21 protein-coding genes are annotated in these 25111 nt (G+C 65.4%); 12 read left to right on the forward strand and 9 right to left on the reverse strand.

Annotation, left to right across the window (positions count from 1 at the left end; all coding sequences use genetic code 11):
* Nucleotides 1-77: 77 nt before the first annotated feature.
* The 7 genes from AKG11_RS15100 to AKG11_RS15130 all read left to right on the forward strand — a co-directional run bounded on the left by AKG11_RS15100 (nucleotide 78) and on the right by AKG11_RS15130 (nucleotide 8833).
* Nucleotides 78-734: a response regulator transcription factor gene (locus AKG11_RS15100; protein WP_050744466.1), complete on the forward strand. Its 657-nt coding sequence runs from the start codon at nucleotides 78-80 to the stop codon at nucleotides 732-734.
* On the forward strand, nucleotides 731-2104 hold the full coding sequence (locus tag AKG11_RS15105; protein WP_050744467.1) for a sensor histidine kinase: 1374 nt from the start codon (nucleotides 731-733) through the stop codon (nucleotides 2102-2104). The genes AKG11_RS15100 and AKG11_RS15105 overlap by 4 nt, the downstream gene beginning before the upstream one ends.
* Nucleotides 2105-2277: 173 nt before the next feature.
* A complete protein-coding gene (locus AKG11_RS15110; RefSeq protein ID WP_024270484.1) occupies nucleotides 2278-2499 on the forward strand; it encodes a hypothetical protein in 222 nt (73 codons plus the stop codon).
* Between the two features lie 149 nt (nucleotides 2500-2648).
* Nucleotides 2649-4043, forward strand: a complete 1395-nt coding sequence (locus tag AKG11_RS15115) for a sigma-54-dependent transcriptional regulator (protein ID WP_082342448.1) — start codon at nucleotides 2649-2651, stop codon at nucleotides 4041-4043.
* Nucleotides 4036-6048, forward strand: coding sequence for a sensor histidine kinase (locus AKG11_RS15120; protein ID WP_050744468.1), 2013 nt, complete (start codon nucleotides 4036-4038; stop codon nucleotides 6046-6048). Before AKG11_RS15115 ends, AKG11_RS15120 begins: the two co-directional genes overlap by 8 nt.
* Before the next feature lie 239 nt (nucleotides 6049-6287).
* The gene (locus tag AKG11_RS15125) at nucleotides 6288-7937 is read left to right on the forward strand and encodes an OFA family MFS transporter (RefSeq protein ID WP_023512346.1); all 1650 of its coding nucleotides are present in this window, start codon (nucleotides 6288-6290) and stop codon (nucleotides 7935-7937) included.
* A 119-nt stretch (nucleotides 7938-8056) separates the two neighbouring features.
* Nucleotides 8057-8833: an SDR family oxidoreductase gene (locus AKG11_RS15130; RefSeq protein ID WP_050744469.1), complete on the forward strand. Its 777-nt coding sequence runs from the start codon at nucleotides 8057-8059 to the stop codon at nucleotides 8831-8833.
* 35 nt (nucleotides 8834-8868) lie between these two features.
* Here AKG11_RS15130 and AKG11_RS15135 read toward each other — a convergent pair whose 3' ends face one another.
* Nucleotides 8869-9123: a hypothetical protein gene (locus AKG11_RS15135; protein ID WP_050744470.1), complete on the reverse strand. Its 255-nt coding sequence runs from the start codon at nucleotides 9121-9123 to the stop codon at nucleotides 8869-8871.
* Nucleotides 9124-9138: 15 nt separating this feature from the next.
* Nucleotides 9139-10023, reverse strand: a complete 885-nt coding sequence (locus AKG11_RS15140) for a LysR family transcriptional regulator (protein WP_023512349.1) — start codon at nucleotides 10021-10023, stop codon at nucleotides 9139-9141.
* 128 nt (nucleotides 10024-10151) lie between these two features.
* Here AKG11_RS15140 and AKG11_RS15145 point away from each other — a divergent pair, with 128 nt between their 5' ends.
* The 4 genes from AKG11_RS15145 to AKG11_RS15160 are packed head-to-tail and all read left to right on the forward strand — an operon-like array spanning nucleotide 10152 to nucleotide 17419.
* Nucleotides 10152-12602: a GcvT family protein gene (locus AKG11_RS15145; RefSeq protein WP_050744471.1), complete on the forward strand. Its 2451-nt coding sequence runs from the start codon at nucleotides 10152-10154 to the stop codon at nucleotides 12600-12602.
* A complete protein-coding gene (locus AKG11_RS15150; RefSeq protein WP_050744472.1) occupies nucleotides 12599-15046 on the forward strand; it encodes a GcvT family protein in 2448 nt (815 codons plus the stop codon). The genes AKG11_RS15145 and AKG11_RS15150 overlap by 4 nt, the downstream gene beginning before the upstream one ends.
* On the forward strand, nucleotides 15043-15888 hold the full coding sequence (locus tag AKG11_RS15155; RefSeq protein ID WP_050744473.1) for an isocitrate lyase/PEP mutase family protein: 846 nt from the start codon (nucleotides 15043-15045) through the stop codon (nucleotides 15886-15888). The genes AKG11_RS15150 and AKG11_RS15155 overlap by 4 nt, the downstream gene beginning before the upstream one ends.
* Nucleotides 15881-17419, forward strand: coding sequence for a trimethylamine methyltransferase family protein (locus tag AKG11_RS15160; protein WP_023512353.1), 1539 nt, complete (start codon nucleotides 15881-15883; stop codon nucleotides 17417-17419). Before AKG11_RS15155 ends, AKG11_RS15160 begins: the two co-directional genes overlap by 8 nt.
* 31 nt (nucleotides 17420-17450) lie before the next feature.
* Here the strand turns inward: AKG11_RS15160 and AKG11_RS15165 are convergent, their stop codons facing one another.
* Nucleotides 17451-17894 carry an Lrp/AsnC family transcriptional regulator gene (locus AKG11_RS15165; RefSeq protein ID WP_050744474.1) on the reverse strand — a complete coding sequence of 148 codons (444 nt, stop codon included), beginning with the start codon at nucleotides 17892-17894 and terminating at the stop codon, nucleotides 17451-17453.
* A 110-nt stretch (nucleotides 17895-18004) separates the two neighbouring features.
* Between AKG11_RS15165 and AKG11_RS15170 the strand changes: the two genes are divergently transcribed.
* Nucleotides 18005-18565 (forward strand): isochorismatase family protein, encoded by a 561-nt coding sequence (locus AKG11_RS15170; RefSeq protein ID WP_050744599.1) that lies wholly within the window; start codon nucleotides 18005-18007, stop codon nucleotides 18563-18565.
* 59 nt (nucleotides 18566-18624) lie between these two features.
* On the opposite strand, the gene AKG11_RS15175 is transcribed toward AKG11_RS15170, so the two are convergent.
* From AKG11_RS15175 to AKG11_RS15200, 6 genes are all read right to left on the reverse strand, one after another.
* On the reverse strand, nucleotides 18625-19140 hold the full coding sequence (locus AKG11_RS15175; protein ID WP_050744475.1) for a hypothetical protein: 516 nt from the start codon (nucleotides 19138-19140) through the stop codon (nucleotides 18625-18627).
* A 58-nt stretch (nucleotides 19141-19198) separates the two neighbouring features.
* Nucleotides 19199-20308, reverse strand: a complete 1110-nt coding sequence (locus tag AKG11_RS15180; protein ID WP_050744476.1) for an ABC transporter substrate-binding protein — start codon at nucleotides 20306-20308, stop codon at nucleotides 19199-19201.
* On the reverse strand, nucleotides 20305-20967 hold the full coding sequence (gene fhuF / locus AKG11_RS15185; protein WP_082342454.1) for a siderophore-iron reductase FhuF: 663 nt from the start codon (nucleotides 20965-20967) through the stop codon (nucleotides 20305-20307). The genes AKG11_RS15180 and fhuF overlap by 4 nt, the downstream gene beginning before the upstream one ends.
* Nucleotides 20968-21067: 100 nt before the next feature.
* The gene (locus AKG11_RS15190; protein ID WP_050744478.1) at nucleotides 21068-23242 is read right to left on the reverse strand and encodes a TonB-dependent siderophore receptor; all 2175 of its coding nucleotides are present in this window, start codon (nucleotides 23240-23242) and stop codon (nucleotides 21068-21070) included.
* A gap of 141 nt (nucleotides 23243-23383) precedes the next feature.
* A complete protein-coding gene (locus AKG11_RS15195) occupies nucleotides 23384-23557 on the reverse strand; it encodes a DUF1328 domain-containing protein (RefSeq protein WP_082342455.1) in 174 nt (57 codons plus the stop codon).
* Between the two features lie 107 nt (nucleotides 23558-23664).
* Nucleotides 23665-25092 carry a gamma-aminobutyraldehyde dehydrogenase gene (locus AKG11_RS15200; protein WP_050744480.1) on the reverse strand — a complete coding sequence of 476 codons (1428 nt, stop codon included), beginning with the start codon at nucleotides 25090-25092 and terminating at the stop codon, nucleotides 23665-23667.
* Between the last annotated feature and the right edge of the window lie 19 nt (nucleotides 25093-25111).

Consider the following 25111-nt stretch of genomic DNA (forward strand, 5'->3'; position numbering starts at 1 on the left):
CCGTGTATTCTCCGGATTCGGAAGGTGGCGTGCAGGCCTGTCGGCGTGCTGCTGCCGGTATGCGGAGAGACGGGCACTTGCGGGTTCTGCTGATCGAGGATGATGCCGTTCTGGGCGAGGCGGTGCGCGACTATGTGGCCGGGCTCGGCCATGCGGTCGATTGGATGCAGACGCTCGAGGACGGCCGCATGGCGGCCGAGGCGGTCGGCTACGAGCTGGTTCTCCTGGACCTGCGCCTGCCCGACGGCAGCGGCCTCTCGCTGCTGAAGAACCTTCGCCGTGCCGGTGCCACTGTGCCCGTCATCATCCTCACCGCGCATGACCAGATTTCCGACCGCATCGAGGGCCTGAATAGCGGCGCGGATGACTATCTCGTCAAACCGTTCAACCTCGGTGAACTCGGCGCCCGCATGCTCGCCGTCGCGCGGCGCTATTCGGCGTCGCCTCTGCCGGTGCTGGAATCCGGCTCGCTGGCGATCGAGCTGGCCGACCGCCGGGTCCTGCGCGATGGCGCGCCGATCGATCTGTCAGGCCGCGAATGGGCGGTGCTGGCGCGCCTTGCCACGCGGCCCAACGCCGTCGTCTCCAAGGGGGAGATCGAGGAGGCGCTCTATGCCTTCGGGGCGGAGATCGAGAGCAACACGGTCGAGGTCTATGTCAGCCGGTTGCGCAAGAAGCTCGGCAAGGATTGCGTCGAGACCCTGCGCGGTATCGGCTACAGGCTTGGCCGATGACGGAGAGCAGGGAACCGCGTGCAAGCGCCTTCCGGCCGAAGAGCCTTGCCGGCCAGCTCATGCTGTGGATCACCGTGATCACCACCTGCCTCTGGCTCGTCGCGGTGGGGTTCGGCGCGCTCGTCATGCAGGATGAGTTCGGCGAGATCTTCGACAGTTCCCTGCAGGAGACCGCCGAGCGCCTCGTGCCGCTCGTCATCGACGACCTCAACCGCAGCGACGACCTGAATGTCCCCCGGCGCATCGAGCGCTCGCCGTCGCAGCCCGGCGAGGAGTACCTGACCTATCAGGTGCGCGACCGCGAGGGCCGGGTGCTGCTGCATTCGCATACCGCTTCGGCGGAGCCGTTCGACGGGCCGTTGAAGGTGGGTTTTAGGGATGGCGAGCGGGGCCGGATCTACACCGCCGCGACGGCGGACGGCTCCATCTTCGTACAGGTGCAGGATTCGGCCGAGGAGCGACGGGAGGCCATGGTCGAGGGCTCGCTGGCGCTGCTGCTGCCGGTCCTGCTCATCGTGCCGGTCACGGTGCTGGCCGTCTGGATCGTCGTGCGCCGCGTGCTCCTGCCGGTCGAGACGCTCCGGGCGGCGATCGGTGAGAAGGATGGCGGCAATCTTGCGGCAATCGCGGCGGTGGATCTGCCGCAGGAGCTGCAGCCGATCCTGCGCTCCGTCAACCTCCTGCTTGCGCGGCTGCGCGCCGTGCTGGCGGCGGAACGGGAATTCACCTCCAACAGCGCCCATGAACTGCGCACGCCGATCGCCGGTGCGCTGGCGCAGACGCAGCTGCTCATGGCCGAGTTGAAGGATGCCCCGACCCGCGCGCGCGCCCAGCAGATCGAAGCTTCCCTGCAGAAGCTGACGAAGCTCACCGAAAAGCTGCTCCAGCTTGCCCGCGCCGAAGCGGGGATCGGCGTCAGCGAGACCACCTTCGACCTCGTTGATGTGCTCGGTGTCGTCGTCACGGACTTCCAGCGCGCATCGGATGAGGCCAGCCGCATCCGCTTCCGGAACGATCTTGCAGGACCGGCCCTGCGCGAAGGCACGGCCGACGCCTTCGCCATCGTGCTGCGCAACCTCGTCGAAAACGCGTTGCTGCATGGGCGGGCGGACGAGCCGATCGAGATCCTCCTCACCGAAACGGGCGCGGTCAGCATCCGCAACGGCGCTCCGGCCATGAGCGAGGCGGAGCTCGTCGCAGTGCGCAAGCGCTTTTCCCGTGGCAGAACGCTTGCCGCGGGCTCCGGTCTCGGGCTTTCCATTGCGGACCGGTTGCTGGCGCAGATGCGTGCCAGCCTCGTTCTCACATCGCCCATTGCCGGGCGTGTTGACGGTTTCCAGGCAGACATCGTGTTTCCGCCCGCACGCTGACGCCCGCCCGGCACTTTCCCTGCCTCATTTCTGAACAGTCTCGTTTTCCGGCGTTTCTGCGTGGAGGGCCGCGCGGATATGCCCACAATTTTTTCCATTAGCATGTGAGAAAACTGTGGCTTTTTGCCTCATTGTGTGGTTTTCTGTGGCTCTAATCAGAAAAGGTGGGGAACATGGGTCGCAAACCGGAAGACTATGCGCGGCTGCTCGCCAGCGCGCTTTGCAAACTGCATGCAGCGGAGTGCCAGGGGGCATCGCCGCTCATCTCTGAAGACAGTGTGCGTGTGATCAGCGAAACCATCGCCGCGGCGATGGAGGATGCCCGGAAAATTCATATCGAACAGGAACTTGCGGCGATGCGTGAGCGCCGTGAGCGCATTCATCTCCATTCCTGACAATTCCTCCCGGCCCGCCGCCGCGCTCGCCTTGTGCTCGCGGCGGCGGCTTTCTATGGTAGGTGTTCAAGCCGTCCGGGCAAAAGCGTGCAGTGCTGCTGCATTCGGGCGGGCAAAGCTGAAGCGCCTGACCATCGGGAGGAGATGCGGTGCCGACTGAAGCCGTGCGCGTGCTGCGCGACACGTCCGCTGACCCGGAATTCGGGCCGTGGCTGGCGCAGGCCTCGATCCTCGTCGTCGACGACGAGCCGGGCATGCGCAACTTCCTGATGCGTACGCTCGGGCCGCGCTGCCGTCAGCTGGAACTGGCGGCCGATACGGACGAGGCCACGCGCAAGCTCGACCAGAATCATTTCGACGTGGTCATTCTCGACAACATCATGCCGAAGAAGAACGGCGTGGAATGGCTTGCCGAACAGCGCGCCATCGGCTTCTTCGCCGATGCCATTCTGATGACCGCCTATGCCGATCTCGAAACCGCCATCCAGGCGCTGCGGGCCGGCGCGGTCGATTTCATCCTGAAGCCCTTCCGCTCCAACCAGTTGCTCAACGCCGTCGCACGCTGCCTCGACCGTATCCGCCTGCAGCGCGAAAACTACGTGCTGCGCTACGAGTTGAAGGCGACCTCCGACCATATCCTCCTGCGCGACCGGCTGATCGGCGAATCCTCGGCCATCGCCCGCGTGCGCGACACCATCGCCCGCGTCGCGCCGCTGCCGACCTCCGTTCTGCTCACCGGCCAGTCCGGCACCGGCAAGGAGGTGGCGGCGCGCTCGCTGCACACGCTGTCCGACCGCGCGGCCAAACCCTTCGTGCCGGTCAATTGCGGGGCGATCCCGCCCGACATGATCGAAAGCGAGCTGTTCGGCCACCTGAAGGGCGCTTTCACCGGTGCCGAGCGGGCGCGCGAAGGCCTGTTCCTGCATGCGCAGGGTGGCACGCTGTTTCTCGACGAGATCAGCGAGATGCCGCCGGCCACGCAAAGCAAGCTGTTGCGCGTGCTGGAGGACCGCAAGGTGCGGCCCGTCGGCTCCGAGCGTGAGGTGCCGGTCGACCTGCGCTTCGTCTTCGCCACCAATGCGGAGCTGGAAAAGGAGGTGCAGGCGGGGCGCTTCCGGGCCGATCTGTTCTTCCGTATCAATGTCATGCAGATCCATCTTCCGCCGCTGAAGGACCGCGACGGCGATGCGGTGGAACTGGCCGCTCTGTTCATGAAGAAGCTTTCGGCGCAGCTGGCCATGCCCGCCGTGCCGATCGACGAAGCGACCCGGCGGGCATTGTCGGCCTATGGCTGGCCGGGCAATGTGCGCGAGCTGCGCAACCTCATCGAGCGCACGCTGATCCTCGGCCGTTTCCCGGATGGGTTCGGGCAGGGGCCGGCGTCGGCGCCGGCCGGCGGAGAGGGCGGGTCGCTTGCCGATGTCGAGCGGCGCCATATCCTCTCGGTGCTTGCCGCCTGCCATGGCGGGCGCGACGAGGCGGCGCGCCAGCTCGGCATTTCCCGCAAGACGATCGACCGCAAGCTGGCGGCCTGGGATGGCTGACGGCAGGCAGGGCGTCATCCGGCCGGCGCGCTCGGTGCGCTACCGGCTGCTGGCCATCGCGCTTCTGCCGATGCTGGTGATCCTGCCGCTGCTGCTCGGCATCACCGTCTACCGCTGGAACGAGAAGTTCGACGCGACGCTGATCTCCAAGGTCAACGGCGACCTCACCATCGCACACCAGTATCTCGCCCATATCCTCGACAATACCGGCGAGCATGTCACCGCGCTCGGCGGCTCCGTGCGGTTTCGCGACAGCGCCGGCGACAACGGCGCGCTGAAGACGTTGCTTGATGAGGCGCGGGCGCGGCTGGAGCTCGATTTCCTCTATGTCGTCACGCCGGACGGCAGGCTCGTCGTCTCCGTGACCGCGACCACCGCCGAGACGCTGCGCACCGACTGGCCGGTCATCCGCGACGCGCTGGCCGGCAAACCGGCGACGGGCGTGGACATTTTCGAGAACGCCGACCTCGAGCGGCTCTCGCCCGATCTTGCCGCCCGCGCGCGCCTGCCGCTCGTCTCGACGACGAATGCGGTGCCGACCGAACGCACGGAGGAGACGCGCGGCATGGTCGTGCAGAGCGCGAGCCCCGTCACGCTCGGCGACGGGCGCAAGGCGGTACTCGTCGGCGGCATCCTGCTCAACCAGAACCTCGTCTTCATCGATACGATCAACGACCTCGTCTACCGCGAGGCGAGCCTGCCGGAGGGCAGCCAGGGAACGGCGACGCTGTTCCTGGACGATGTGCGCATCAGCACCAATGTGCGCCTGTTCGAAGGGCGCCGCGCGCTCGGCACGCGCGTTTCGGCTGCCGTGCGCTCGGCCGTGCTCGGCGAGGGGCGCACCTGGCTCGACAGCGCCTTCGTCGTCAATGACTGGTACATTTCCGCCTATGAACCGATCACCGACAGTCACGGCCAGCGCGTCGGCATGCTCTATGTCGGTTTCCTCGAGGCGCCGTTCACGGCGGCAAAGTACCAGACGGTTCTCACCATCGTCGCCGCCTTCTTCGCCATCACGGCGGCCAGCGTGCCGATCTTCCTGCGCTGGGCGCGCGGCATCTTCGAGCCTCTGGAGCGGGTGGACGCCACCATCGCGCGGGTGGAAAGCGGCGATCTTGGCGCGCGCACCGGCCCGGTCGACAGCCAGGACGAGATCGGCCGCGTCGCCGTACATCTCGATGATCTCCTGAACAAGCTAGAACAGAACGACCTGGAGCTGCGCCGCTGGAACGAGGAGCTGAACGCGCGCGTCGACGAGCGCACCCGGGAGCTGCAGCTCGCCAATCGCCGACTGGAGGCGACGACGAAACAGCTCATCCTGTCGGAAAAGCTTGCCGCGATCGGCGAAATCACCGCCGGTGTCGCCCATGAGATCAACAATCCCATCGCCGTCATGCAGGGCAACCTGGAGGTCATCCGCTCCGTGGTCGGCGACCGGGCGGAGCTGGCGAAGGTGGAGTTCCAGCTTCTCGACGAGCAGATCCAGCGCGTCAGCCAGATCGTCACGAAGCTCCTGCAGTTCGCCAAGCCCGAGGAATTCGCCGGTTTCGTCGATCGCCACGCGCCGGGCATGGCGGTGGCCGATTGCCTGCCGCTCGTCCAGCACCTGCTTGCCAAGGCGGCGATCGAGGTTCGGCTGGAGGACACGGCCGAACGGCTGGTGCTGATGAACCGCACCGAGCTCCAGCAGGTCGTCGTCAATCTCGTCGTCAATGCCATTCACGCCATGCCCGATGGCGGCAGGCTGAGCATCGTCACCCGGGACAGCGACCGTGGCGGGCGCCTGGGCGTGGAGATCGTCGTCAGCGATACCGGCGTCGGCATGGCGCCCGATCTCGTCGCAAAGGTCTTCGACCCGTTCTTCACCACCAAGCGGCAGGAGGGTACGGGCCTTGGCCTTTCCATCAGCCAGACGCTGGTGACGCGGCAGGGCGGCGCCATCGCGGTCACGAGCCGCCCGGGCGAGGGTGCCACCTTCACCATCTGGCTGCCCGAGGCGGCCTGACCGGACAGTTTGTCCGGCGTTTACGGACAAACTGTCCATTTTGATTCCGCTCTCTTCTCCAAGCTGTTGATTTAAAACGAAATCCGCTTTGGCATGCACCTTGCAGAGCTCCGCGCGGGAGGTTCGGCTTCCGGCCGTCTGCAAGAGGGATGCAGGCATCCGGGTGTCGAAGGGCGGCGTTCGCCGGCTCCCCATCACGAAAATCTTCGCACCGAGGGGTGCGTCGCGGAGGAGACCCAATGACTGCATCGACCGAGACCTATGCCGGCGACTATTCCGGCAGCATCCTCGACCGGGAGCGTATCATCGCCAAACCCGGCTTCAACCGCTGGCTCGTTCCGCCGGCTGCGCTTGCCATTCACCTTTGCATCGGCATGGCCTACGGTTTCAGCGTGTTCTGGCTGCCTTTGTCCAAGGCCATTCCGGTAACGGATCCGGCTTGCGCCGATCTCAACCTCGTCTCTGCGCTCTTTACCACGAGCTGCAACTGGCGCGTCGCCGATCTCGGCTGGATCTATACGCTGTTCTTCGTGCTGCTCGGCTGTTCGGCGGCCATCTGGGGCGGCTGGCTGGAGCGCGTCGGCCCGCGCAAGGCGGGCTTCGTTTCGGCCTGCTGCTGGTGCGGCGGCATCGTCGTTGCGGCGCTTGGCGTGATGAGCCATCAATTGTGGCTGATGTGGCTCGGGGCGGGCGTCATCGGCGGCATCGGCCTCGGCCTTGGCTACATCTCCCCGGTCTCTACCCTGATCAAATGGTTCCCGGACCGGCGCGGCATGGCGACCGGCATGGCGATCATGGGCTTCGGCGGCGGCGCGATGATCGGCGCTCCTCTGGCGAACCTCCTGATGAACACCTTCAAGACCGATGTGACGGCCGGGGTCTGGCAGACCTTTCTCGTGATGGCCGCTATCTACTTCTGCTTCATGATGGGTGGGGCTTTCGGCTACCGCATTCCGCCGGCCGGCTGGCGCCCGGAAGGCTGGACGCCACCGGCCTCCAAGTCGACGATGATCACCACGAAACACGTGCACCTGCGTGATGCGCACAAGACGACGCAGTTCTGGCTGATCTGGCTGGTGCTCTGCCTCAACGTCTCGGCCGGCATCGGCGTCATCGGCATGGCCTCGCCGATGCTGCAGGAGATCTTCGGCGGGCGCCTCATCGGCCAGCCGGAGCTGAGCTTCGGTCAGCTCGACACCGAGCAGAAGGCGGCCATCGCGGCGATTGCCGCCGGCTTTACCGGCCTGCTCTCGCTGTTCAACATCGGCGGGCGCTTCGTCTGGGCCTCGCTCTCCGACAAAATCGGCCGCAAGAACACCTACTACACCTTCTTCATCCTCGGCATCGTGCTCTACGCGCTCGCCCCGACCCTGGCGGATATGGGCAGCAAGGCGCTCTTCGTGCTCGCCTTCGGCATCATCCTGTCGATGTATGGCGGGGGCTTTGCCACCGTCCCGGCCTATCTTGCGGATATTTTCGGCACGCAGTTCGTGGGCGCGATTCATGGCCGCCTGCTGACGGCCTGGGCGACCGCCGGCATCGTCGGTCCTGTCGTGGTCAACTATATCCGGGAGGCGCAGATCGCAGCGGGTGTCGAGCCGGGGCCGGCGCTCTATACCGGCACGATGTACATCCTTGCCGGCATGCTGGCCCTCGGCCTCATCGCGAACCTGTTCGTCCGGCCGCTCGCCGACAAGTGGTTCATGTCGGACGAGGAAGTCGCCTCCCTGCAGGCGAAGACGGCAGCGGCCAATGCCGGCCCGACCGGGTCCTTCGGCATCGGCAAGGGTGGGCTCGATGCCAGGGCGGTGCTCGCCTGGGCCATCGTCGGCCTTCCGCTCCTCTGGGGCATCTGGGTGACGCTGAAGAGCACCGCCGCGCTGTTCTGAGATCCTCCGCAGACGACGCGGCGAAGTCCCCGGCTTATGCCGGGGACTTTTTCATGATCCCTTGCAGCGGGTGTCCTTTTCGCGCAAACCGAAGGGACGCGCCAAAGGAGGAGGACGACATGACCGAATGGGGACGGACCGGCACAGGCAAGATCGCACTGGTGACCGGCGGCGGCACGGGCATCGGCCTTGCCATCGCCAGGAGCCTCAGCGCCGAGGGCTATGCGGTCGTCATTACCGGGCGCCGGGCCGCGGTGCTGGAGGAGGCTGCCGCCCTCATTACCGGCGAAACGGGCAACCCGGTGCGCGCCATCCCCTGCAATGTCGGCGATGCCGCCGAGGTCGCTGCAGCTTTTGCGGCGGTCCGGCGTGATTTCGGCCGGCTCGACGTGCTCGTCAATAATGCCGGCTCCAACGTCTCCCCGGCGCTGCTGGAGGACATTCCCTTCGAGGAGTGGAGCAGCATTCTCGCAGCGAACCTGACGGGTGCCTTCCTCTGCACCCAGCAGGCCTTCAAACTGATGAAGGACCAGACCCCGCGCGGCGGGCGCATCATCAACAACGGCTCGATTTCCGCCACCACGCCGCGTCCGAATTCCGCGCCCTATACGGCGACGAAACACGCCATCACCGGCCTCACCAAGTCGACGGCGCTCGACGGGCGCAAATACGACATCGCCTGCGGCCAGATCGATATCGGCAATGCCGCGACCGATATGACGAAGCGCATGAGCGCCGGCATCCTCCAGCCGAACGGCGACACCGTCAGCGAGCCGACCATGTCGGTCAAACACGTCGCCGATGCCGTGGTCTACATGGCCAGCCTGCCGCTCGACGCCAATGTCTTGAACATGACGGTCATGGCGACGGCGATGCCGTTCGTCGGGCGGGGATAATTCGGTCCGAGAGGCGGCGGCGCGAGGGTAGGCCCCTACCGCCGCGGCTCGCCGCCTTCGGCATAGGCGGACTTCTGCCGGAACTTGAAGACATGGCCGCAACGGCAGCGGATCATGTGTTTGTCGGGATGTTTCGAGGCGCGCTCCGTGGCAAAGCCGTGCGGCAGCGAATCAACCGTGAAATCGGGATGCGCCCGGCTCGGCATGTCGTCTTCGGAAACCTCGGCATAGCCGGAATGGCCGCACATGGCGCATTCGAGTTTGCGCGAATAGCGGTCGCGGGCGGCCATGAACGATTCCCTTCGTCAGATGCGGTCCGGCCGTTCATAGGCATGTGACCGCCCGGTTTCAAGCAGCGCCTGAAGGGTGGCGATGATGCGCCGGTGCTGGTGGGCGTGGCGCGTGCGCACGTTGACGGCGGCATAGACGGCCTGCGCGATCGGTTCTGCCCCCGCCACGCGGCTGACCGCGCCGGTGCGCAGCAACCGCTTGGCATCGGCTTCCGTCACGAAGGCCGAGCCGCCGAGTTTCTGCATCAGCGCGAGGATGGCGGTCGTCTCGCCGCTGGCGATCGGCGCGGTCGAAAGCTCGGGATGGGCCTGCCGGTGCAGCCGGTCGAAGGCGGGGGAATAGACGGCCTGGATATAGTCTTCAGCCTTCACGTCCTCGATGCGGCTGACCTTGTTGCTCACCATCTCGTAATGCACCTCGCCGATGCGCTCGTAATGCAGGTCCGGCAGGTAATGCGGCGTGAAGAGGATGGCGAGGTCAAGGTCGCCGGCGCCGAGGTCGCGGTTCATCTGGCCGGAATAGTCGACCTCCAGATAGATCGAGGTGGCCGGCAATTCCCTGCGCACCGCCGCCAGCCAGTCGCCGGCATAGTGGGCGGCAAGATCGTGTTGCAGGCCGATGCGCATGGAGCGCTCATAGGCGCCGGCCGTCTCCACCGCGCGCGTCGCCTCATGCCATTGATGTTGCAAAGCTTTTGCATGATCGAGGAAGCGCAGGCCGGCGGCCGTCGGCTGTGTGCCGCCCTTGTTCCGCGCGAAGAGTTTTCGCGCGAACATCGCCTCGAGCGCGTTGATGCGGTGCGTCACCGTCGATTGCGTGATGTTCAGCCGCTCCGCCGTGCGGTTGAAATTGCGGGTTTCCATCAGGTCCAGAAATGTCTCGATCAGGATGATTTGCATGAATGCGCCGCATTTCCCAAATGTTTTGCGGCAGTCTAATCGAAATCATCGATTAATAAACCCACTTCATCCGCTTGCCGCCCGGCGCTTTGGTTGCCACAAATCCGGGGCAAACGAGGGGAACGAGAATGTCCGCACTGCCAAGCCATGCCCGGGTCGTCATCATCGGCGGGGGCGCCGTCGGAGCATCCGCGCTCTATCATCTGGCGAAGGCCGGCTGGACGGATTGCGTTCTGCTTGAAAAGAACGAGCTGACCGCCGGCTCCACCTGGCACGCCGCCGGCAACGTGCCGACCTTTTCCTCCTCCTGGTCGATCATGAACATGCAGCGCTACTCCGCTTCGCTCTACCGGGAGCTGGGTGCGCTGGTCGATTACCCCATGAACTACCATGTGACGGGCTCGATCCGCCTCGGCCATTCGAAGGAGCGTTTGCAGGAGTTCAAGCGCGTCGTCGGCATGGGCCGCTATCAGGGCATGGACCTCGATATCCTCTCGCCCGACGAGATGCGCGGGAAATACCCTTTCCTCGAAACGCACGATCTTTCCGGCGCGCTCTACGACCCCTATGACGGCGACATCGACCCCGCGCAGTTGACGCAGGCCTTGGCGAAAGGCGCGCGCGACATGGGTGCGAAAATCTTCCGTTTCTGTCCGGCGACCGGCGCGCGCCGCGAGGGCGACGAATGGGTGATTTCCACACCGCAGGGCGAGATCCGCTGCGAGAAGGTCGTCAACGCCGCCGGTTATTATGCGCGGGAAGTCGGAAAATGGTTCGGCCGCGATGTGCCGATGATGGTGATGAGCCATCAATACATGCTGTTCGAGGAAATCCCGGAACTGGCCGCCTGGTCGCGCGAAGCCGGGCACAAGCTGCCGCTGCTGCGCGACGTCGACAGTTCCTATTATCTGCGTCAGGAAAAGACCGGCATGAACCTCGGCCCCTACGAGCGCAATTGCAAGGCGCATTGGGTGACGCCTGACGATCCGATGCCGGACGATTTTTCCTTCCAGCTCTTTCCGGACGATCTCGACCGCCTCGAATGGTATCTCAACGACGCCGTCGAGCGCGTGCCGATCCTCGGCACCGCCGGCCTGTCGCGCATGATCAACGGTCCGATCCCTTACGCGCCGGATGGCAACCCGCTGCTCGGCCCGATGCCCGGCGTGCCGAACGCCTTTGAGGCCTGCGTCTTCACCTTCGGCATCTGCCAGGCTGGCGGCGCCGGCAAGGTTCTTGCCGAATGGGTGACGGAAGGCGAGACGGAGTGGGACATGTGGTCCTGCGATCCGCGCCGCTACACCGCCTTTGCCGCCGACAAGGACTATTGCGTCGCCAAGGGCATGGAAATTTACGGCCACGAATATGCCATGCACTTCCCCAAACACGCCTGGCCGGCCGGGCGAAACCAAAAGCTCTCGCCGATCCACGACCGTATCGCGGCGCTCGGCGCGCAGTTCAAGCCCTACAACGGCTGGGAGCGCGCCAACTGGTATGCCGGGGACGGTGACGACACATCGGAAGCCTCGACCCAGACCTGGAACCGCGAAGGGCCGTGGCGGGCGCGCATCGAGGCGGAATGCCGCGCCGTCACCGAGGCCGCCGGCATCCTCGACCTTCCCGGCTTCTCGCGCTTCCGCGTGAAGGGCGAGGGCGCGACGGCGTGGCTTTCCTCGCTCATCACCGGCCGCGTGCCGAAACCCGGCCGTATCGGCCTTGCCTATTTCTCCGACGACAAGGGCCGCATCGTCACGGAAATGTCCGTCATGATGCTGGCAGAGGACTTTTTCTTCCTCATCACCGCCGCGACGGCGCAATGGCACGATTTCGAATGGCTGCAAAAGCACCTGCCAAAGAATCCGGTCTTCACGCTGGAGGATGTCACGGAGACCTTTTCGTGCCAGATTCTCTCCGGCCCGAACTCCCGCGCCATCCTCGCCGATGTCTGCAAGGCGGACCTCACCATGCCCTGGCTCACCCACCAGCCGGTGGAGATCGCCGGCCGCTGGTGCCAGCTCGTGCGCGTCTCCTTCGCCGGCGAACTCGGCTGGGAAATCCACACGAAGGTGGAGGACACCGCCGTGATCTTCGACGCCGTCTGGGCGGCGGGGCAGAAGCATGGGCTAAAACCCTTCGGCATGGAGGCGCTCGACAGCCTGCGCATCGAAAAGGGCTATCGCGCCTGGAAGGGCGATCTTTCGACCGACTACACGATCCTGCAAGGTGGCCTCGACCGCTTCGTCGACTGGACGAAGCCCGCCTTCAAGGGCAAGGCCGCGCTGGAGCGCGAGAAGCTTGAGGGTGTGACGAAACGCTTCGTGACGCTGACCGTGGACGCCGGCGACTGCGATGCGCCCTACATGTCGACGCTGTGGCACGGCGGCAAGGTGGTCGGCGAGACGACCTCCGGCAACTGGGGTTATCGCACCGGCAAATCCATCGCGCTCGGCATGCTGAAGGCCGATCTCGCGACACCCGGCACGGAAATCGAGGTGGAAATCTACGGCGAGCGTTTCAAGGCGGTTGTTCAGCCGGACGGGCCGCTCTTCGACCCCAACAATGAAAGACTGCGCGCATGAGCAAACCCATTCCTCAGAAGGCGAGAGCCGTCATCATCGGCGGCGGCGTTTCCGGCTGCTCGGTCGCCTATCACCTCGCCAAACTCGGCTGGACAGATGTGGTGCTGCTGGAGCGCAAGCAGCTCACGTGCGGCACCACATGGCATGCCGCCGGGCTCATCGGCCAGCTCCGCGCCTCGCAGAACATGACGCGCCTCGCAAAGTATTCCGCCGACCTTTACGTCAAGCTTGAAGCCGAGACGGGCATCGGCACCGGCATGCGCCAGTGCGGCTCGATGACGGTGGCGCTGACGGAGGAGCGCAAGGAAGAGATTTACCGCCAGGCGTCGCTCGCCCGCGCCTTCGATATCGACGTGCGCGAAATCACCGTCGACGAGGTGAAGGCGATGTATCCGCATCTCAACACGGCGGATGTGAAGGCCGCCGTGCATCTGCCGCTCGACGGTCAGTGCGATCCGGCGAACATCGCGATGGCCTTGGCGAAGGGCGCGCGGCAGAACGGGGCGACGGTCATTGAGGGTGTAAAAGTCACCTCCGTCCTCACCAGGGATGGCCGCGTGACGGGCGTCACCTGCGAGCAAAACGGCGAGACCTTCACCATCGAGACGGAAAACGTCGTCAACGCGGCCGGCATGTGGGGGCGCACGCTTGCCGATATGTCGGGCGTCACCCTGCCGCTGCACGCCTGCGAGCATTTCTACATCGTCACGGAGCCGATCCCGAACCTTCAGCGCCTGCCGGTGCTGCGCGTGCCGGATGAATGCACGTACTACAAGGAAGATGCCGGCAAGATGCTGATCGGCGCCTTCGAACTGAAGGCAAAGCCATGGGGCATGGACGGCATCTCGGAAGATTTTTGCTTTGACCAGCTCCCGGAGGATTTCGACCACTTCCAGCCGATCCTCGAAAACGCCATCAACCGCATGCCGATGCTGGAGACGGCCGGCATCCACACCTTCTTCAACGGCCCCGAAAGCTTTACGCCCGACGACCGCTACTATCTCGGCGAAGCGCCGCAACTGAAGGGCTACTGGGTCGCCGCCGGCTACAATTCCATCGGCATCGTCTCCTCCGGCGGGGCGGGCATGGCGCTTGCCCAGTGGATGAACGACGGCGAAGCGCCTTTCGATCTCTGGGAGGTGGATATCCGCCGCGCGCAACCCTTCCAGCGCAATCGAGCCTACCTGAAGGACCGCGTCTCCGAGACGCTCGGCCTGCTTTATGCCGACCATTTCCCCTACCGCCAGATGGCGACGGCCCGCGGCGTGCGCCGCTCGCCGCTGCATGAGCACCTGAAGGCGCGCGGCGCGGTGTTTGGCGAAGTGGCGGGCTGGGAGCGCGCCAACTGGTTCGCCAAAGAGGGGCAGGAGCGGGAATACCGCTATAGCTGGAAGCGGCAGAACTGGTTCGAGAACCAGAAGGACGAGCACCTTGCCGTGCGCAATGGCGTCGGTCTTTTCGACATGACGTCCTTCGGAAAAATCCGCGTCGAGGGCCGCGATGCGCTGGCCTTCCTGCAAAAACTCTGCGCCAACCAGATGGACGTCGCCCCCGGCAGGATCGTCTATACCCAGATGCTCAACGAACGCGGCGGCATCGAGAGCGACCTGACGGTGACGCGCCTTTCGGAGACGGCGTTCTTCCTCGTCGTGCCCGGCGCGACGTTGCAGCGCGATCTCGCGTGGTTGCGAAAGCACCTGAAGGACGAGTTCGTCGTCATCACCGATGTGACGGCTGCCGAAAGCGTGCTCTGCATCATGGGGCCGAAGGCGCGCGATCTCATGCGGAAGGTCAGCCCGAACGACTTTTCCAATGCGGCGCATCCCTTCGCCACGGCGCGGGAGATCGAGATCGGCATGGGTCTCGCCCGCGCACACCGCGTCACCTATGTCGGCGAACTCGGCTGGGAGCTTTACGTCTCCACCGACCAGACGGCCCATGTCTTCGAGGCGCTGGAGGCGACGGGGGCGGACGTTGGCCTGAAACTCTGCGGCCTGCACACGCTCGATTCGTGCCGCATCGAAAAGGCGTTCCGCCATTTCGGCCATGATATCACCGACGAGGACCATGTGCTCGAGGCCGGCCTCGGCTTTGCGGTGCGCACGAAGAAGGGTGATTTCATCGGCCGCGACGCGGTGCTGCGCAGGCTGGAGTCCGGCCTTAAGCGCCGCATGGTGCAGTTCAAGCTCACCGATCCCGAGCCGCTGCTCTTCCACAACGAGGCGCTGGTGCGTGACGGCAAGATCGTCTCGACCATCACCTCGGGCAATTACGGCCACTTCCTCGGCGGCGCGATCGGCATGGGCTATGTGCCCTCGGCCGGCGAGAGCGAGGCGGATGTGCTCGCCTCGAACTACGAGATCGAAATCGCCGGTGTCCGCGTGAAGGCGGAAGCCTCGCTTCAACCCATGTACGATCCGAAAGCCGAAAGGGTGCGCGCATGAAAAACCTTGCCGACCGTCACCAGCGATTTTTCGATCTGCACCAGTCGGGCTGCTTCGTCATCCCCAATCCCTGGGACATGGGCTCCGCCCGCATGATGGCCGCCTCCGGCGCCGTGGCGCTTGCGACCACCTCCGCCGGCTTCGCCTTCACGCTCGGGCGTCCCGACATGGGCCGCGTGACGCGCGAGGAAGCGCTGAAGCACGCGGAGGACCTGGTGCGTGCCACGCCGCTGCCGGTCTCCGGTGATTTCGAGAACGGCTTTGCCGATGCGCCCGAGGGCGTCGCCGAGACGATCCGGCTCGCCGCCGAGGTCGGGCTTTCCGGCTGCTCGATCGAAGACACGCAGATGGTGGACGGCAATCCTGCCTATGCGTTCGATCTCGCCGTGGACCGTATCCGCGCCGCGGCGGACGCCGCCCGGTCGCTCGGCCGGCCCTTCATCCTCTGCGCCCGGGCCGACGGCGTGATGAACGGCGTCTACGATCTCGACGAGGCGATCCGGCGCATCCAGGCTTACGAGAAGGCCGGCGCGGACCTCGTCTACGTGCCCGTGCCGCCGGGCGAGGCGGAACTGCGCCGTGTCGTGCAGTCCGTCTCAAAGCCGGTCAATGCGCTCGCCGCCGGGCCGCTGCGCCAGCTCACCGTGCCGCAGCTCGCCGCTATCGGCGTGCGCCGCATCTCGCTCGGCTCGATGATCGCCCGCGTCACCCACGCCGCCATCGCCGAGCAGATGGACGCCATCGTCAAGGATGGCAGTTTTGCAAAATTGTCCGCCGCTGCGTCGGGGGACCTTATCAACAGAATGCTGGCCGCCGGTGCGGGGGAGACGGATCATGAGTGAACAGGCAGTTTTGTCCCGGCGGTCCGGTGGGCGTGCGGCGCGCGTTGCGATGCGCGCGGCGCCGCTTGCGGAAAATGTCCGGCCGGTGCGACCGGGGCTTCCGGGCGGCCAGTACAAGCCGCTGACGGAGGCCGGCGTGCGCCGCATCCACGAGGCGGCGCTGGATGCGCTCGAAAATATCGGTCTCGCCAATGCGCCGAAATCCGGCATCGAGATCATGACGGGCGCGGGCGCCATCCTCGGCGAGGACGGGCGTTTGCGCTTCCCGCGCGCGCTGGTGGAGGACATGCTGGCCCTCGCCGCGCGCGACATCACGCTCTACGGCCGCGATCCGAAATACGATCTCGAACTGTCGGGCACCCGCGTCTATTACGGCACGGCGGGCGCGGCGGTGCATATCGTCGATGTGGAGAAGCGCGAATACCGCGAATCGACCGCGAAAGACCTCTTCAACGCCGCCCAGCTCGTCCATCACCTCGACAACGTGCATTTCTTCCAGCGGGCGATGGTCTGCCGCGATGTCGCGGACAATTTCCTGATGGACATCAACACGCTCTACGGCTGCTGCGCCGGCACCTCCAAGCACGTCGGCACCAGCTTCTCCGATCCCTCCCATGTCGCCGGCTGCTTCGACCTCATCCACATGATGGCCGGCGGCGAGGACAAGTGGCGGGCGCGGCCCTTCGTGTCGAATTCCAACTGCTTCGTCGTGCCGCCGATGAAATTCGCGGAAGAGAGCTGCATCACCATGGAGGCCTGCATCCGGGCCGGCATGCCGATCCTGTTGCTCTCGGCCGGGCAGGCCGGCGCGACGGCCCCCGCTCCGCTCGCCACCGCCATCGTGCAGGCGGTCGCCGAATGCCTTGCCGGCGTCGTCTACGTCAATGCCATGGCCCCCGGCCACCCGGCAATCTTCGGCACATGGCCCTTCGTTTCGGACCTGCGCACCGGCGCGATGTCCGGCGGCTCCGGCGAGCAGGCATTGCTGACGGCCGGCTGCGCGCAGATGCACCAGTTCTACCGGCTCCCCGGCGGCGCGGCGGCGGGCATTGCCGATTCCAAGCTGCCGGATATGCAGGCGGGCTGGGAACAAGCGATCTCGAATGTCATGGCGGGTCTCTCCGGCCTCAACATGGTCTATGAGGCCGTCGGCATGCATGCCTCGCTGCTCGGCTTCTGCCTTGAAAGCCTCGTGCTCGGCGACGACCTTTTGGGCCAGGTGCAGCGCTGCGTGCGCGGCATCGACGTGACGGAGGATTCCGTCTCGCTGGAGACGATGCGCTCGGTCTGCCTCGAAGGCCCCGGCCATTATCTCGGCGATCCGCAGACGCTGTCGCTGATGCAGACGGAGTATATCTACCCCGCCGTCGCCGACCGCACGAGCCCCAAGGAATGGGCCGAGATCGGCCGGCCGGACCTTGTGCAGAAGGCGATCGAGCGCAAGAACCGCATTCTCTCGGAGGCCGGCGGCCCGCTCTTCGATTTTGCGACGGACCAGGCGGTGCGGGAGAAGTTCAAGATCTACTTCTGAAGCAAGTCCACTAAATGCTGGGATTAAACGCCTAGACTCTGCGATCAAAATGGGTGCGCAGCGAGACGTGCGTCTGCACGGTCGCGATGCCGGGCGTCGTCGCGATCTGGCGGCGCACGGTGTCGAGCTCGCCGTTCGAGGCGCATTCGACGAGCAGCATCAGGTCCGTCGGTCCGGCGAGCGACCAGCAGGTCACGACGTTCGGAATGCCGGTGAGATGCGGCACGATATGGTCGCAGTTGCGGCCCTGCTGGAAGCCGACGGCGATCAGCGCCTCGACGCCCGGCCGCTCCCGGTCGACACCGAGTTTCACGGTATAGCCGGCAATGACGCCCTTCGCCTCCAGCCGCCGGATGCGCTCATGCACCGCGCTTCGGGAAAGCCCCGTGTGGCGCGCAAGCTCCACGAGACTTTGGCGCGCGTCGGCGCGCAGCGCCGCGAGCAGCAGCCTGTCCTTCTCGTCCAGTTCGTTCATCCGGAAAAACCTCCACCCGGCCGGACGATCGTCCGGCGCTCCGGCTCCTTGCTGCGCGAAACCGGACGGAAAAGCAACTATTCGTCGGTCATCGCTTCATGGAGAAACCGATGCCGACCCTACCCGACAACGCCGTCCTGATCCCGATCGACATGCAGCAGGCTTTCGACGCCGCGCCCTGGCCGCGGCGCTGGAACGAGAAGCTGGACGACAACGGCCTTGCGCTCCTCGCCGCCTGGCGGGCGGCCGGGCGGCCGATCATCCATGTGCGCCACGACAGCGTGGAGCCGGGCTCCACGCTGCGCCCGGAGGCGCCGGGCAACGCGCATCGCCCCGGCTTTGCGCCGCAGGCGGGCGAGCCGCTGGTGACGAAGAGCGTCAACGCCGCCTTCATCGGCACGGATCTCGACTTGCGCCTGCGCCGGCTCGGCGCGGAGACGGTCGTGCTGTTCGGCGTTTCCACGGATATGTGCGTATCGACCAGCGTGCGCGTCGGAGCGAACATGGGCTACCGGGTGATCCTCGTCGAGGATGCCTGCGACTGCTTCGACCTGCCGGACGGCGAGGGCGGCACGATCGCCGCACGCGACGTGCACCGCGCCCATGTCGCGACGCTGCGCCATGAATTTGCGACGGTGCTCAGTACGGCCGATGTCGTCGCCGCGCTCTGATTTCTCGACTTTGGCGCATTCTCCCACGCCGAAGCGATACCGCTTCGGCTGGAAACGTGTCAGCGGGTCACGGCCCTGACGTCGCGCACGCCAAAATCCCATTCGGGGGCGGTGACGGGGTTGAGATCGATGCCGGGGAAGACGGCGAAGGTCGAGAACGCGGCGCTTTCGCCCGGCTGGACGCGCAGCACGATCAGCGCGCTGTCGCGGCCGACCTCGCGGCAGGTGCCGCCGGGGCAGTCGGAGAGAACCACGTCGAGGCGGAAAGACTGCATCGGCACGGGGCCCTTGTTGGCGATGCTGCCGGTCACGCGAAAGCTCGTCTTCGTCTGGCCGGCGCTGGCCTGCATTTCGGCAAGCACGACCGTCTCTTCCGAAAGCACCGGCGTGGTTGCGTTGGGGGTGACGGGGGTTCCGGAGGGCGCGCGTTCGTCGACGAACCAGATGAGGAGCGCGCTTGCTAGGCCGATGGCCACCACGATGGTGAGGACGGGTTCGACCCAGCTTTGGAAGCGCCGGAAGCGCAGTGCGAGATAGAGTGTGGCCGCTGCCGCGACTGCGAATGCCCAGATCATTCAGGTCCTCCTGGGCATGATATAGCCTGCGGGAGAAGGGACCGAAAGGCCGGTCCCCTCACTTTGCCTTGAGGCTGATCCAATAGGCGCCGTCGAAAGGCACGGCGGCGAAACGTTCGTTGATTTCCTTCAATGTCGCATCCGGGTCGATGTCGGCAAAGATGTCCGGGCGCAGCCAGTGCGCGAAGGCCTCGGCGGCGAGCACGTTGAGCGGGACGGTGTTGAAGAAGTTCCACAGGCCGTGCACGCGGCCGTCCTTCACCGCCTTCAGGTCGGAGAGGATCGGCGCCTTGACGGCGCGGGCGAGCGTTTCGCGCGCCTCTTCAGAGGCGACGCCGGGACCGACCGAGAACGAGCTGTAGGTGCCGCCCGGCGATGCGGTCGCGATGTAGACGTCGGGATTGGCCGCGATGATGAACTCCGAACTGACGATGCCGCCCTGCGCCGGCAGGCTTTCGGCGATGTTGCGGCTGCCGGTGATGGCGATGAAGGCGCCGAGACCGCCCGTGCCATAGGCGTAGCAGCATTTTTCCGGGTTGGGGAAGGCGTCCATCAGCACGGTCGGACCCGGCTCGGGGTGCTGGGCGACCCGGTCGCGGATACGCTTGACGCGGGCGTCATAGAAGTCGGCGAAGGCGTTGGCCTGTTCCTCGCGGTTCAGCACCTTGCCGAGCAGGCGCATGGTCCCGGCGGTGTTCTTCAGCGCGTTGCTGTTGAAGTCGACGACGACGACGGGCACGCCCATCTTTTCCAGGTAGTCGATCGCCTGTTTGCCGAGTTCGGTATCGGCCTGCCAGTTGGCGAGGATGGCAAGGTCCGCCTTCAGCGACAGCATGGTCTCGAAGGAGAGCGCGCCGTTTGCGCCGATGACCGGGACGTTGACGATTTCAGGGAACTTTTCCTTGAACCGTGCATAGATCTCCGGATTGTCGCCCTGCATGTCGCTCGACCAGCCGGCGAGGATGCTGACCGGGTTCGGATGGATCAGCGAGAGTGCGACGAGATCGAAGCCGCTGCCGAGCAGCACCGCCTTGGGCTGGGCCGGAATGGTGATCTCGCGGTCGAAGGCGTCCTTGACCGTCAGCGGATACGTCACCTCTGCACGGGCCGGCAGGATGGCGAGGAACAGAAGGACGACAGCGATGAGGGCGGAAAGGCGTTGGGTCATTGTTTTCTCAGTTCCGGCAGGGCGCACAGCTCGCCGCAGCCTGGAATGCCGGGCAGCATGTAGCGCAGGCAGCAGACCTTGCGACGGCAGTGGATGACACCTGCTTCCATCTCGTGGCGCAGGCATCCGTGGAAGGGGTTGCGGCTGCCGTTCGCCAGCAGCGGGCAATCGAAGAGGGGACGCGAGGGCCAATGGTCGCCGTCTTCGGGCGGCGCATGGTCCGTCGCGTTGAAGGCATAGTCGATGTAGACGGCGGCATTGTTCCAGGCGAGCTTCGGGGCAATGCCGGTCTTTTCCTTGAACAGGGCGACCGCGCGGGAGAGGTGGCAGTCTACCAGCGGTGTGACGAAGTCGACGAGGTCGTCTCCCTCGCTCCAGTCGCCTTCATGCGGCAGGCCGAAGGCCCGGGGCAGGCCGTCCTCGCCGATGGCGATGGTCATCGCATCGAGGGCGACGGGCAGGGTCCGCTCCGCGCGGCGCGCCACGACATAGGGGATGGTGAGGGCGGAGAAATAGTAGAGCGACCAGAAAGAGGCGGCGGCACGCCGGTCCGCCTTGTCATGGCTCTCAGCATAGCGGTCGATCGTCCGGGAAAACCCGTCTCCCTCCAGGAACGCGCAGAGCGGCACGGCGCCATCGAGATCCGACGAGAGCATCATCTTCTCGCCGCACCAGGCATGTTCACCGCTGAAGACCGCCTTCAGGCCTTCGGGCCGGAAAGCGGTCTCACCGTCCTGGGAGAGAAGCGCCGTCAAGCGCTTACCAGGAGTATTTCAGGCTGCCGATGATCGTGCGGCCCTGGTCGCGGTAGCAGAAACCGGCCGAGCAGACGGCATCCTGGCGGTCGAAGAGGTTCGTCGCGTTGACCTGCAGCTTCAGGCCGGCGAAGTCCTTGTCGATGGCGGCGAAATCGTAATCGATCGACGCATCGACGAAGGCGCGCGCCTTGTTCTTCATGCTGTTGGCGTCGTTGCCATAGCTTTCCCCGGTGAAGCGAACGCCAGCGCCGAAGCCGAGGCCGGCCAGCGCGCCGTCTTCCGGCATGGTGTAATGCGCCCAGAGCGATGCCATGTGGCGCGGTACGGAGGAGACGTCGTTGTTCACGGTGCCGGCCGGGCCATCGATGATCTTCGCCTGGGTATAGGTATAGGAGGCGATCAGCGAGAGGCCGTTGTCGAGGCTGGTCGAGGCTTCCAGTTCCAGGCCGCGCGAGCGCAGCTTGCCGCGCTGGACCTGGATGTTGGCCGGACCGCTCGGCAGGTCGACGACTTCATAATAAAGTCCGTTCGTCTGGTCGATGTTGAAGAGTGCGGCCGTCAGCAGGGTGTTGCTGTCCGGAAGCAGGTACTTCACGCCGACTTCCTGCTGCTCGCTCTCGGTCGGCTTGAACGGGTTGCCGGTGGCAAGGTTCACGCCGGCATTCGGCGAGAAGGCGGTCGAATAGCTGGCATAGGGGGTGATGCCCCATTCGGTCTCATAGGTCACGCCGGCGCGCCAGGTGAAGGCACGGTCGCTCTGGTTGATCGTGCTGAGGGCGCCGGAGGCGAGGTCCGTGTTGTCGGTGTCGGTGGAGACCCAGTCGTAGCGGCCGCCGAGCGTGAAGGTCAGCGCGTCGTAGCGGATCTGGTCCTGCAGGTAGAGGCCGGTGATGAACTGGTCCTGCACGCTCTTCGTCTGGAAGCCGATCGGGTCCGTCGGGCGACCGCGTGTCGGGTTCTTGGTGTCGAGCGGCGGCGTTGCGCCGTAGCCGTTCAGCGATTTCCAGTAGATCTTGGTGAAGTCGATGCCGGTGAGCAGCGTGTGCTCCAGTGCGCCGGTGTCGAACTTGGCTTCCAGCTGGTTGTCGATCGTGTAGGTGTTCATCCACTCTTCGTACGTGCCGGCGCTGCTGTCGAGCAGCGTCGGGTCGGCCGCGTTCGGCTGGTAGGCGAAGGCCCAGTCGGCGTCGACGTTCAGCCAGGAGGCGCGGGCGTTCTGGCGGAAGGTAAAGACCTCGTTCAGGCGATGCTCGAACTCGTAGCCGATGCGGCCCTGGTTCTGGATCGAGTCGTTGTAGGCCGGGTTGCCGGCGAAGATGTCGCTGACCTTGCCGGTGGCGGCGTCATAATAATAGGCCGCGGTGCCGCCCGTCTTGGTGCGGGAATATTCGCCGAGGATCGTCAGCTTGGTATCCTCGTCCGGCTTCCAGGTGAAGGCCGGCGCGATATAGGAGCGGTCGTCGGGAACGCCGACCTGTTCGGTGTCGGCGCTGCGCAGGAGGCCGGTCAGGCGATAGTAGACCGGGTCTTCCTCATTGATCGGGCCGGAGAGGTCGAACTGGCCCTGGTAACGGTCGTGGCTGCCATACTGCACCTGGATCTCGCGCAGCGCGTCTTCCGTCGGGCGCTTGCTGATGAGATTGTAGAGGCCGCCGGCGCCGGATGCGCCGTAGAGTGCGGAAGAGGGGCCACGCAGGATCGAGACGCCTTCGAGGCCGTAGGGCTCGGTCTTGAACAACGAGGAGCCGGCGCCCGGCTGGCGCAGGTTGTCGCGGAAAACGCCCGTATAGGTCACGTCGAAGCCGCGCACGGTGAACGAGTCGAAGCGCGGATCGAAACCATAGCCGCCGAGGCGTGTGCCCGGCGTGTAGGCGAGCGTTTCGAGCAGGGTCTGCGGGTTGCGGTCTTCCAGCTGCTGCTGCGTGACCGAGGAGATCGACTGCGGCGTCTGGATGAAGGGCGTATCGACCTTTGCGCCCGTCGCGCTGCTTTTGCCCACATAGCCGTCCGCCGTGATGACGCCGCCGCTGCCGCCGTTGACGACGATGTCTTCGAGAACGGTCGCACCGCCCGCTGCCGTGGCCGCCTGGTCCTGTGCAAGGGCGACCGTGGCGAGCGTGAGGAGAGACGTGCCGGCGAGCGCCAGGCGGGACATCGTGCGGGAGGGCTTGTGCATGCGGGAACTTTCTGACGAAGCGGATCGATAATGTGACCGTTTTTATCAGGATTTGTCCGGCGGCAAGAAATTATATGACTTAAGCGCTCATGATTTAGCCGGTGTTGCCGATATGCAACGCAGATTGTGGATGATCTGCACTCAGAAGGCGAGGCTGCCGGCCATCACTGCAAGCACGAGGAAAATCAGGAAGATGATGAGAACGATGGCGAAGAGCACCTTGGCAATCGTTGCCGTGGCGGCCGACACGCCGGAGAAGCCCAGAAAGCCTGCGATCAGCGAGACGACGAGGAAGATAAGGGCCCATTTCAGCACGGCGATGCCTCCGATTGTGTCGGAGTAAAGACGCGTGACGGACAAAAAAGTTCCGGGGCAGCGGGAGTGCCCCGGAAGGTGGCCGCGCTCTTGGGCGGCTGGGAGGACTAGTCGTGACTGATCATCACGTGGCGCACGGCGGTGTAGTCCTCCAGTGCATAGATCGACATGTCCTTGCCGTAGCCCGACTGCTTGACGCCGCCATGGGGCATTTCGGTGGTCAGCATGAAGTGGGTGTTGATCCAGGTGCAGCCGTATTGCAGGCGGGCGGCGGCTTTCATCGCCTTGCCGATGTCCTTGGTCCAGACGGAGGAGGCGAGGCCGTAGTCGCTGTCATTCGCCCAGGCGACGGCCTGGTCCGCCTCGGAGAAGCGGGTGACGGAGACGACGGGGCCGAACACCTCGCGGCGCACGATCTCGTCGTCCTGGGTCGCGCCGGCCACCACGGTCGGCTGGAAGAAGTAGCCGTCGTCGCTGCCGGCCCGGCCTCCCGTGGTGATCTCGATATGCTTCACCTCGGCGGCCCGCTCGACGAAGCTGGCGACGCGGTCGCGCTGGCGCTTGGAGATCAGCGGGCCGATCTCGTTCTGCGTGTCGTCGGGGTCGTTGTATTTAATTGTCGAGACGGCGGCCGAGAGGTCGGCGACCAGTTTTTCGTAGATGCCGTCCTGCGCGTAGATGCGGCAGGCGGCCGTGCAGTCCTGGCCGGCATTGTAGTAGCCGAAGGCGCGGATGCCCGAGACGACGGCGTCGAGGTCCGCATCGTCGAAGACGACGACGGGGGCCTTGCCGCCGAGTTCCAGATGGGTGCGCTTGACCGTCTTGGCGGCGGCGGCGAGCACCTTCTTGCCGGTCGCCACGTCGCCGGTGATCGACACCATGTTGATCTTCGGATGGTTGATCAGCGCATTGCCGACCGTCTCGCCGCGGCCGAGCACGATGTTGACCACGCCTTCCGGCAGGATGTCGGCAAGCAGCTTCGCCATCTTCAGCGCCGTCAGCGGCGTCTGCTCGGAGGGCTTGAAGACGACGGTGTTGCCGCCGGCAATGGCCGGGGCCAGCTTCCAGGCCATCATCATCAGCGGATAGTTCCACGGCGCGATCGAGCCGACGATGCCGATCGGGTCGCGCCGCACCATGGAGGTGAAGCCGGGCAGGTATTCGGCGGCGACCGGGGCGCTCAGCGAGCGGATGGCGCCGGCAAAGAAGCGCCAGCAATCGACGATGGCGGGCAGTTCGTCATTGCGCGCGGCATTGATCGGCTTGCCGCAATTGAGCGATTCCAGCGCCGCGAAGGCATCGGCGTCCTTCTCGATCGCGTCGGCGATCTTCAGGAGATAGCCGGAGCGTTCGGCGGGCGTGGTGGTCGCCCAGGAGACGAAGGCCCTTTCGGCGGCGTCGACGGCAACGTCGATCTGGGCGTATGAGGCTTCCGGCAGGTCGACGATCTTCGCGCCCGTCTTCGGGTTCAGGATGTGCTCCTCGGCCTCGGTGCCGGCTTCGAAACGCGAGCCGATCAGCATCTGGGTGTCCATCGTGGTTCTCCCTTATCGT

The sequence above is a fragment of the Shinella sp. SUS2 genome (assembly GCF_001262505.1).
Taxonomy (GTDB): domain Bacteria; phylum Pseudomonadota; class Alphaproteobacteria; order Rhizobiales; family Rhizobiaceae; genus Shinella.